Here is a 6,828-nt window from a genome sequence, read left to right as displayed (position 1 = left end):
CCTCGGCAGGCACCACCCTGGTCGGCTCCGGGGGCGCCGAGCTCTCCGGCTCGGGTGTCCCAGGCCGCGCAGCCCCCCGCGACTCGGGCGGACGCGTGTCGGGCCGCCGGGTGGCCCCGACCGGGCCCTCGGGCGGCACCGCCCGGGCGGGGGGACGCGCGGGCGCTGCCGCCGGGCGGGACCCCGGTCCGGCCGCCGGCGTCTCGTCCGTCGCGTAGGTGGTCATCCGGGCGCCGTCGGCGTACACCCAGTGCCCATGGGCGGAGTCGTAGAGCCACACGGACTCGCCGTCGACGACGACGCCGATCCGCATGCCATGGGTGCGGGCGCGGAACGACTCCCGGTCGAGGCCACCCGCGAGGTCCTCCACCGCGGCGCGGTAGCGCGCCAGCGCTTCCTGCGCCCGGCCCAGCAGCGGCCGCGGATCGGCGGCCCGGGTGAGTGGCCCGTCCGCCGCGGGCGGATCCTGCGGAACGGCGACGAGGCGGCGTCCGTCCACCCAGGCCGACCAGCCGTTGAAGCACAGCACGTGCCCCCAGTCACCCTGCCGCTCCAAGAGCTGCACCGGCAGCAGGGGGTCCAGGTCCACCGTGGGCCGGGACGGGTCGGGGACCTCCCAGGCGGGCATCCCGTGCTGCGGGACGACGTGCGTGGGCCGGAATCCGGGAGTCGTCACGGGCGCCCCCTACTTCCGCATCACGGCCGGCTCGTGCCGGCGCAGCAGTCGGGACACGAGGAAGCCGAAGAGCACCGACAGCACGACCAGCATCCCGACGTCCAGCAGCCACGTGCCCGCGGAGTGCTCGAAGAGGGGGTCCTTCGTCAGATCGTCGGGCACGATCCGGGCCAGCCCGACGGTCCCGGCCATCGCGGCCAGCGCCCAGCGCGCCGGCACCAGCCAGCCGAGCTGCTCCAGCCCGGGTGTGTCGGCCAGCTTCAGCAGGGCCCCGCAGAAGACGACCTGCACGATGGCGATGAGCACCAGCAGCGGCATCGTCACCTCTTCCTTGCGCACCAGCGCTGAGACGAGGAGGCCGAGCATCATCGCGGTGAACGCCAGCAGGGCCACGGCGACCGTGATCTCCACCAGGGGCGGCATCAGCACCCCTTTCCCGCCGGGTGCGTTCAGGTCGACGCCGAGCAGGGCGACCAGGGTCAGCACCACCGCCTGGAGGACGGTGATGACCCCCAGGACGATGACCTTGGACATCAGGTACGCCGATCTGGACAGGCCCACCGCACGTTCCCGCTGGTAGATCACGCGTTCCTTCACGAGTTCGCGCACCGCGTTGGCGGCCCCGGTGAGCACGGCACCCACGCACAGGATGAGCAGCGCGTTCATCGCCGTGTCCTGTGTCAGCTTGCCGCCCGCCAGGGCGCGGGCCATGGCGCCCATGACGAACGGCAGCGCGATCATGATGATCAGGAAGGTGCGGTCGGCGCTCAGCGCGGCCGCGTACCGGCGTACCAGCGTGCCGAGTTGGGCGCCGCGGCTGCGCGGCCGGGGCGGGGCCGTGATGACGACGGGCTCGGACCGCGGCTGCCGGGGCTGCGCGGAGGCGTCGGCCACGTACCGGCCGTGGAAGGGCGAGGTGAGGTACTCCCCCGCCCAGTCCCGGCCGGTGTCCCGGTCGAACGCCTCGAAGGCCTCCGGCCACTCCTCGAAGCCGAAGAAGGCCAGGGCGTCCTCGGGCGGCCCGTAGTAGGCGATCTTCCCGCCGGGTGCGAGGACCAGGAGCCGGTCGCACACGTCGAGACTGAGCACGCTGTGGGTGACGACGATGACGGTGCGGCTGTCGTCGGCGAGGCCGCGCAGCATGTGCATCACCGAGCGGTCCATGCCGGGGTCGAGGCCGGAGGTCGGCTCGTCGAGGAACAGCAGCGACGGCTTCGTCAGCAGTTCCAGGGCCACGCTGACGCGCTTGCGCTGGCCGCCGGAGAGGCTGTGCACGGGCTGGTCCGCGCGCTGCTCCAAGCCCAGTTCGCGGATGACCTCGTCGACCCGGGCGCGCCGCTCGGCCTTGGCGGTGTCCTGCGGGAAGCGCAGTTCGGCGGCGTAGGAGAGGGCTTTGCGGACGGTCAGCTGCGCGTGCAGGATGTCGTCCTGCGGGACCAGGCCGATGCGCTGGCGCAGCTCGGCGTAGTCGCGGTAGAGGTCGCGGCCGTCGTAGAGGACGGTGCCGTGGCCCGCGGGCCGCTGGCCGGTGAGGGCGTTGAGGAGCGTGGACTTGCCGGCGCCGCTCGGGCCGACGACGGCGAGCAGGCACTTCTCCCCCACCGGGAACGACACGTGGTCCAGCAGCGTTTTGCGGCCGCGGTCGACGCTGACGGCGAGGTCCTGCACGTCGAGGGAGACCTCGCCGGTGTCGACGTACTCCTGGAGCTGGTCGCCGACGAGGCAGAACGCCGAGTGGCCGATGCCGACGATGTCGCCCTGGCCGACCGGGGCGCTGGTGACGGAGCTGCCGTTGAGGTAGGTGCCGTTGTGGCTGCCCAGGTCGGTGATCTCGTAGGTGCCGTCGGCCAGGGCGCGCAGTTCGGCGTGCCGGCGGGAGACGACGAGGTCGTCGATGACCAGGTCGTTGTCGGGGGCGCGGCCGATGCGGACCGTGCGGGTGGGCAGCGGGCGTACGGTCGTGGGCCGGCGGTAGGTGCCCGTGTGGGACGGCATGGAGACGGCGGAGGGGCGTTCCGGGGCGCGGCGGGCGGGGGCGGGGCGGCCCGTCAGGGTCATGCGCGGTCCGTCGGCCGGATTGCCGAAGCGGATGACGGTGCCGGGCCCGACGTCCCACTCGTGGATGCGCCGGCCGTCGGCGTAGGTGCCGTTGGTGCTGTCCTCGTCCTCGATGGTCCAGTGATCGTCCTCGGGCTTCAGCACCGCGTGGTGCCAGGAGACCCGGTCGTCGTCGATGACGATGTCGCACATCGGGTCGCGCCCCACGTGGTAGTCACGGCCCGGGATCATCACGGTGCTGCCCGTCTCCGTCTCCAGGACGAGCTCTGGTGCTACCGAGGGTTGCGCCATGGTCAAGATTCTACCGATTTGCCCTGTTGTGCGCCTGGGCGAGCGGGGCTGCGGCAGGTCAGCCGACGGAGATGCCGACGAAGGGTGCCGTGCGCTGCATCCGCAGGGCGTCCACGGACTCGGCGAGCAGTTCGTACTCGGTGGTGTCGTCGCTGGTGGCGATGCGCACCAGCCGTCCGGCCGCCAACTCCTCGGCGACCCGCTCCTGCTGGGCCGGATCGGCGCACCAGGCGCGCAGCAGCCCGGGCACGTCGGGCACGGTGTGGGCGACCGGCACGAGCGCGCCCGGCGGTAAGTGCTCGGCGTCGGGCCGGGGGTCGAGGCGCTGGGCGATCCAGGAGGCGCGGTCGCGCAGCCACCACAGGGCGAGGGCGAGGGTGGGCGCACGGTAGGTACCGAGAGGCACTCCGATCCGGCGGCCGTCGCAGACTCCGTACGCCGTGACGTGGCACAGAAACTCGTCGTGCACGTGACCCTCCCCCGTCGCCCCGCCCGTCTGCCTCGCCCGGCCTCACTTCTCCCGCGGCTCGCGTGCTGTGCGTGAGGGCGCCGTCGCTCGATGTGAAAAGCGCTCTCGCAGGTCAGTATGTTCACTACTGAATCACTGTCACCACGACTTTCCGGCCACTCTCCTGGCATATTCACCCCCTGGGTTGGCCGAAATCCGGCGAGCCGTCGTACCGGCCCATGACCCTGGAGGCAACCGACGCGCGCGGCGGGCGCGGGCAGGGTGGTCGTACCGGGTTCGGAGCGACCGGGATCCGGGACCTGACCAGCAGGGACGACCTTCAGGAGGCTGATCGTCCATGTCCACGACCGCCCACCGCTACGAGGACGCCGTCGCCCGCTACTTCGCGGCATGGAACGCCGAGAACCCGGCGGCGCGCGCCAAGGCGGTCGCCGTCGCCCGGACCGAGGAGGGCGGCTACACCGACCCCCTGGCCGACGTCAGCGGCCACGAGGGGATCGCCGCGGTGATCGCTGCGGCCCGCGAGCAGTTCCCGGGGTTCGCGTTCCGGCTCACCGGTGGTGTCGACGGCCATCACGACACCGCGTGCTTCTCCTGGGAGCCGGTGAGCGCGGCCGACGGCTCGGCGCCGGTCGCCGGGTCGGATGTGATCATCCTCGACGCGCAGGGCCGGATCAAGGCCGTGCTCGGATTCCTGGACCGGGTGCCCGCCGGGGCGTGAAGCGGACGCTCCCGATGAGTTTCCCGGTGGCCGGCGGTCTGATGGGAGGAAGAGGCCGCCGAGCACCGGAGGACGTCATGGCCACCACGGGAGTCCTGGACGCGGAGTTCACCGCCGTCCTGCGCAAAAGCCCCGCGCAGGGCGGCTGGACCTATCTGGTCTGGCCCCGGTCCGTCGAGTTCTTCGGCACCCGGGGCCTGGTCAGGGTCCGCGGGACGATCGACGGGCATCCGTTCCGCAGTTCGTTCATGGCGCTGGGGGACGGCACGCACAAGCTGCCCGTGAAGGCCGACGTCCGCAGGGTCATCGGCAAGGAAGAGGGTGACACGGTGACCGTGCGCCTGGAGGAACGGATCGGTTCGTGACCGTGTGTGCCCGGGGGCGGACGCCCCCGGGCGGGCCGCCTGCTACTGCTTGACGACGGCGTCGATCCGGGCCAGCTCCTCCGCGTCGAAGTCCAGGTTGCGGATGGCGCCGACGCTGTCCTCGATCTGCTGCGCGCTGCTCGCGCCGACCAGTGCGGAGGTGACCCGGCCGCCCCGCAGCACCCAGGCCAGTGCCATCTGGGCCAGGGTCTGGCCGCGGCCCTTCGCGATCTCGTTCAGGTCGCGCAGCCGGCCCACCAGGTCCTCGGTGAGCGCGTCGGAGTTCAGGAAGGGGCTGTCGCTCGCGGCCCGGGAGCCCTCGGGGATGCCGTCGAGGTAGCGGGCGGAGAGCACGCCCTGCTCCAGCGGGGAGAAGACGATGGACCCGACCTGGAGCTCGTCGAGGGCGTCCAGCAGCCCCTCGTCCTCGGGGCGGCGGTCCAGCATCGAGTAGCGGGGCTGGTGGATGAGGAGCGGGGTGCCCAGCTCGCCCAGGATGCGGGCGGCGGCGCGCGTCTGCTCCGCGGAGTAGTTGGAGACACCGACGTACAGCGCCTTGCCCTGCTGCACCGCCGAGTGCAGGGCTCCCATCGTCTCCTCCAGCGGAGTGTCCGGGTCGGGGCGGTGCGAGTAGAAGACGTCGACGTAGTCGAGGCCCATCCGCTTCAGGCTCTGGTCCAGCGAGGACAGCACGTACTTGCGCGAGCCCCACTCGCCGTACGGGCCGGGCCACATCAGGTAGCCGGCCTTGGTGGAGATCACCAGCTCGTCGCGGTAGGGCGCGAAGTCGGTCTTCAGGAACTCGCCCAGCGCGGACTCGGCGGCGCCGGGCGGCGGGCCGTAGTTGTTGGCGAGGTCGAAGTGCGTGACACCGAGGTCGAAGGCGCGGCGCAGGATGGCGCGCTGCGTCTCGACGGACCGGTCCGGGCCGAAGTTGTGCCACAGGCCGAGCGAGAGCGCGGGGAGCTTCAGGCCGCTGCGTCCGGTGCGCCGGTAGGGCATGTCCGCGTAACGGTCGGGGTGTGCGGTGTACAACGCGACTCCAGAGGGGTTGGCACGGTCGGAGGGGAAGCGGTGTCCACTCTGGCGTGACCTGCGCCCATGCGTCCAACAGAAGAATCCGATGGAATTCAGCGGCTACGCTTCTCAGTCATGGAACTGCGCCACTTGCAGCACTTCGTCGCGGTCGCCGAGGACCAGCACTTCACCCGGGCGGCGGAACGCCTCCTGGTGTCCCAGTCGGGCCTGTCGGCGTCCATCCGTGCACTGGAGCGGGAGTTGCAGACGCCGCTTTTCGTACGGACCACCCGCCGGGTGACGCTCACCCCGGCCGGGCGGGCGCTGCTGGGTGAGGCGGAGCGGATCCTCGCGCAGGTCCGTTCGGCCCACGAGGCGGTGGCCGCGGTGCAGGGCGTGCTGCGGGGGATGCTGGCGCTCGGGTCCGAGCAGTGCATCGCCGGGGTGCATGTGGCGGGGCTGCTGGCGGCGTTCCGGCGGAGCCACCCGGACGTGGAGATCTGTCTGCGGCAGGCGGGCTCGGGGGCCCTCGCGGAGGAGGTCGCGGCCGGGCGTCTGGATCTGGCGTTCGCCGTGCGCACCGCACAGGAGGACACCGACCAGCTGCGGGCCGTGCCGCTGACCAGCGAGCCGATGACGGTGCTGTGCCATCCGAGCCACCGGCTCGCGGCGGCCGGGCTGGCGGTGACGCCGGAGGACCTCGGCGGTGAGGTCTTCGTCGACTTCCATCCGGACTGGGGGCCGCGGCGCACCACCGACGCGGCGTTCGCCGCCGCGGGCGTGCGCCGGAGCGTCGCCCTGGAGGTCAACGACGTGCACAGTCTCCTCGATCTCGTGGACGAGGATCTCGGTATCGCCGTCGTGCCGCGCCACTTCCGGCACAAGCGGGCCTCGCTGACCGCCCTGGCGGTGAAGGGCGCCGGAGACGCCGTGTACGAGACGGTGGCGCTGCTGCCGCCGGAGCAGGCGACCAGCCCGGCGGCCCGGGCCCTGATGGCGCTGCTGGAAACAGGGGGTCTGGCACCACCCCAGGAGGGTGTCCACCCCTCCTGACCCGGTGCGTCCCGCGCAGCAGACTCGTGACCGTCCCGGAAGGCAACTGCGGTCAGGAGTGGGCGAGATGACGGATCACACCCGGCGGAACGTGCTGCGCGGCGCCGCGGCGATCACGGCGGCCGGCACGCTCGCGGGCACGGGCACGGCGGTGCGCCCGGCCGTGGCAGCACCCGCC

7 protein-coding genes are annotated in these 6,828 nt (G+C 72.4%); 3 read left to right on the top strand and 4 right to left on the bottom strand.

The features are described 5' to 3' along the window. The 3 genes from GTY56_RS31820 to GTY56_RS31810 all read right to left on the bottom strand — a co-directional run. Positions 1-676: hypothetical protein (locus tag GTY56_RS31820; protein ID WP_346345629.1), on the bottom strand; the 676-nt coding region annotated here is incomplete at its 3' end. A 9-nt stretch (positions 677-685) separates the two neighbouring features. After that, on the bottom strand, positions 686-3,025 hold the full coding sequence (locus GTY56_RS31815; RefSeq protein WP_161368747.1) for an FHA domain-containing protein: 2,340 nt from the start codon (positions 3,023-3,025) through the stop codon (positions 686-688). 58 nt (positions 3,026-3,083) lie between these two features. Beyond that, the gene (locus GTY56_RS31810) at positions 3,084-3,494 is read right to left on the bottom strand and encodes a hypothetical protein (protein WP_031141429.1); all 411 of its coding nucleotides are present in this window, start codon (positions 3,492-3,494) and stop codon (positions 3,084-3,086) included. 337 nt (positions 3,495-3,831) lie between these two features. Between GTY56_RS31810 and GTY56_RS31805 the strand changes: the two genes are divergently transcribed. Further along, complete coding sequence (locus tag GTY56_RS31805; RefSeq protein WP_161368746.1) at positions 3,832-4,215, top strand: nuclear transport factor 2 family protein; 384 nt, start codon at positions 3,832-3,834, stop codon at positions 4,213-4,215. 77 nt (positions 4,216-4,292) lie between these two features. After that, on the top strand, positions 4,293-4,580 hold the full coding sequence (locus tag GTY56_RS31800) for a DUF1905 domain-containing protein (protein ID WP_161368745.1): 288 nt from the start codon (positions 4,293-4,295) through the stop codon (positions 4,578-4,580). A gap of 42 nt (positions 4,581-4,622) precedes the next feature. Here GTY56_RS31800 and mgrA read toward each other — a convergent pair whose 3' ends face one another. Then, on the bottom strand, positions 4,623-5,615 hold the full coding sequence (gene mgrA / locus GTY56_RS31795; RefSeq protein WP_161368744.1) for an L-glyceraldehyde 3-phosphate reductase: 993 nt from the start codon (positions 5,613-5,615) through the stop codon (positions 4,623-4,625). A 117-nt stretch (positions 5,616-5,732) separates the two neighbouring features. Between mgrA and GTY56_RS31790 the strand changes: the two genes are divergently transcribed. Further along, on the top strand, positions 5,733-6,650 hold the full coding sequence (locus GTY56_RS31790) for a LysR family transcriptional regulator (protein WP_161368743.1): 918 nt from the start codon (positions 5,733-5,735) through the stop codon (positions 6,648-6,650). Positions 6,651-6,828: the final 178 nt, after the last annotated feature.

The sequence above is a fragment of the Streptomyces sp. SID5643 genome, from assembly GCF_009872555.1.
GTDB classification, from domain to species: Bacteria; Actinomycetota; Actinomycetes; order Streptomycetales; family Streptomycetaceae; genus Streptomyces; species Streptomyces iakyrus.
Note: the sequence above shows the minus strand (reverse complement) of the source record. Positions and strands in the feature narration are given on the sequence as shown.